Here is a 3,185-nt window from a genome sequence, read left to right as displayed (position 1 = left end):
CCGTCCCCGGACGCCGCTCAGAAAACCCCGACCACGCCTGACCAATCCGTCGGAACATCACACACACTCTCTCTCAGAATGAAGGGGTACCGAGCAGCGTGGAGGGGTGCCGGGACCGCGGGGACGGGAACGTCTCGATCGTCATCGGCCTCCTTGCCGTTCGGGTGCTCCGTCGTGCTCCTCGGTGACAGGGTGCACGGACGACGTGTCGTCCGTGCACCCGATCCGGACACCCGGCCGCAGGTGCGGCGGTCGTCCTCGTCGTGGGGGTCGTGAGTACTGCGGCGCCGCCTCCCGTCCGGGAGTGGCGTCGTCGGCAGTCAAGCACTCCCGCGGCGCACCTCCGGCCCGCCGTGCACAACCTGTCGATCAGGGCGCATGATCTGTCGCCCCGCGGCCCCCAGGGACCGCGCCCGCAACGGGCGCGACGTCCGTGCAGGCGCTGCCGGCCGGACGCCCAGCGGGGCGCTATATGCTGCAGTCCTTCGAGCTCGTCGGCGCCCGTGACCTCGATCCCGAGACTCCCGGTGAGGTTCCCGGGCCGCACGGACGCCCCTCGACGCAGGTGCGTCGAGCGACGTGACGGCCGGTTCAGCTGGGAGCATGATGACGGATCTCGTGGTGGTGGGAGCAGGCTTCTTCGGCCTGACCGTGGCGGAGCGCCTCGCGACGCAGCGTGGGCTCAAGGTCCTCGTGATCGACCGCCGGTCGCACATCGGGGGGAACGCGTACAGCGCGACCGAGCCCGAGACGGGGATCGAGGTGCACCAGTACGGGGCGCACCTCTTCCACACCTCGAACGAGCGCGTGTGGGAGTACGTCAACCGGTTCACGCGGTTCACCTCGTACGTGCACCGCGTCTACAGCACGCACCGCGGCGAGGTGTACCCCCTGCCGATCAACCTGGGGACCATCAACCAGTTCTTCCGCAGCGCCCTGGGTCCCGACGCCGCGCGCGCCCTGATCCGCGAGCAGGCGGCCGAGCTCGGTGGGAGGACCCCGCAGAACCTGGACGAGCAGGGCGTGAGCCTCATCGGGCGCCCGCTCTACGAGGCGTTCGTCCGCGACTACACGGCCAAGCAGTGGCAGACGGACCCCCGGGACCTGCCGGCGTCGATCATCTCCCGCCTCCCGGTCCGGTACACGTACGACAACCGCTACTTCGCCGACACCCACGAAGGCCTTCCCGTCGACGGGTACACGGCGTGGCTCGAACGCATGGCCGACCACCCGAACATCACCGTGCAGCTCGACACCGACTTCTTCGACGCCTCGCAGCCCGTGAACAAGCAGGCTGTCGTCGGCCACGTCCCGGTCGTGTACACAGGGCCTGTGGACCGCTACTTCGACCACTCCGAGGGCGAGCTCTCGTGGCGGACGCTCGACTTCGAGCAGGAGGTCCTGCCCGTGGGCGACTTCCAGGGCACCTCCGTCATGAACTACCCGGACGCCGACGTGCCGTACACCCGGATCCACGAGTTCCGGCACTTCCACCCGGAGCGCGACTACCCGACCGACAGGACCGTCATCATGCGGGAGTTCTCCCGCTTCGCCGAGCGGACCGACGAGCCCTACTACCCGGTCAGCACCGCGGCCGACCGCGAACGGCTCGCGGCCTACCGTCGCCTGGCCGAGGGCGAGCCCGAAGTCTTCTTCGGCGGTCGCCTGGGCACCTACCAGTACCTCGACATGCACATGGCGATCGGGTCGGCGCTCTCGACGGTCGACAACCGGCTCGACCCGTTGTTCTCCTGACCCCGGTCGGGGGTGCGTCAGGTCGGCCGGGGGTGTCGGGCCGTTCCGGGCGCGTCAGCCGACAGGCTGCTCGTCGCGCTCCTTGAGGGCCTGGGCCACGGCCTCGGCGACCTTGCGCTCGTCGCGGGCGCGGCGCCGTCGGGCAGCGCGCCGCCACAGGACTACCGCACCGACGACCAGGACGAGCAGCGCCAGCGCGGTCCACGGCACCGCGAGCGTCGACGCCGAGGCCGTCGCGGGGGCCACGACCGGGACGGCCTCCGCGTCCGTCGCGCCGATCGCGGTGACGACCTCCGCGGTCACCCGCACGTCCGCCGAGACCCGGCCGAGCGGCCACACGCCGTCGACCGTCACGGTGCGCGTCACGGACGTCCCCGGGAGCAGCTCGGGGAGCTCGACGCGCGGGGTGCTCTGCGCGCCGGCCCCCCACGGCCCCGCGACCCGCACGACCTGACCGGCGGCCAGGCGCGTGTTGCCGTCGTTCGTGACGGTGAACGTCACGGTCGCGTCGCCCGCCGCGAAGGGGTTGAGCGTGCCGTCGTAGGTGACCGAGACGTCGTCGAGCACGACGGCCGGGACCAGGTCGCCCGCGACGCGCAGGTGCATGCGCGAGCCCAGGCGGCGGTCGACGCTCACGCCCTCGGCGTTCTCGACCAGCAGCGAGGACACGACGCCCGCCGCGTAGTCGCCCGGCGTCGCGTCGGCCGGGACGGTCAGGGTGAACGGGACGACCACGCTGTCGCCACCGTCGACCGTGACCTCCTCGCCCGCGAAGGACACCCACGCGCCGAGCGCGGAGGACTCCTCGCCCGCGGGCAGCAGGTCGAGCTCGCCCGCGTCCGTCATGAACCCGTCGGCCGCGTAGACACGGAACGTCAGTGGGCCCTGCGTGTAGTTCGAGACGATGATCCCGTCGTCCAGGCTCGCACCCGGCTCCAGGGAGTAGGCGTAGTTGGGGCGCTCGGTGCCGTGCACGGTGTCGGCGGGCCGCACGCCCCAGGTCACCGGTGTAGCGACAGGTTCCGCCGGCGCCTCGGCGTCGGCGCCCGCCGCAGGATCCTCCGGCCCGACGGCGGCGCTCACCGCGTGCGGGAGCGCAGCGGACCGCGAGGCGACGGCCAGGGCGGACGCCCCCGGGGCAAGCAGCGAGACGAGCAGGCCCACCACGAGGGTCACCGCGAGGACCGCGAGGATCCACAGGGCGTGGCTGTGGCCGTTCTCCCGCTGGTGCGCGCGCACGTTGGTCAGCTCGGACCGCCCGTCGGTGTCCCGCTCGGGCCGGAGGAAGAGCTGCTGCATCGCCATGGTCGTGCCTGCTTTCGTGAGGTCCGGCCGGGAAGGCCGGGTCGTTCGTCCCGTCCGGCGGCCCTCGGGGCCGGTCGGACGGGCTGTCCAGCGGTGGGGGGGGGGGGGGGGGGGGGGGGGGGGGG

2 protein-coding genes are annotated in these 3,185 nt (G+C 72.4%); one reads left to right on the top strand and one right to left on the bottom strand.

Going from position 1 to position 3,185, the window contains the following annotated elements; genetic code table 11:
- The first annotated feature begins 603 nt into the window (after positions 1-603).
- Complete coding sequence (gene glf / locus H9652_RS19340) at positions 604-1,755, top strand: UDP-galactopyranose mutase (protein WP_191798430.1); 1,152 nt, start codon at positions 604-606, stop codon at positions 1,753-1,755.
- A gap of 54 nt (positions 1,756-1,809) precedes the next feature.
- Here glf and H9652_RS19335 read toward each other — a convergent pair whose 3' ends face one another.
- The gene (locus H9652_RS19335; protein ID WP_191798428.1) at positions 1,810-3,060 is read right to left on the bottom strand and encodes a hypothetical protein; all 1,251 of its coding nucleotides are present in this window, start codon (positions 3,058-3,060) and stop codon (positions 1,810-1,812) included.
- Between the last annotated feature and the right edge of the window lie 125 nt (positions 3,061-3,185).

Source organism: Oerskovia rustica (assembly GCF_014836555.1).
Classification (GTDB): domain Bacteria; phylum Actinomycetota; class Actinomycetes; order Actinomycetales; family Cellulomonadaceae; genus Oerskovia; species Oerskovia rustica.
This window is presented reverse-complemented; position numbering and strand designations above follow the sequence as displayed.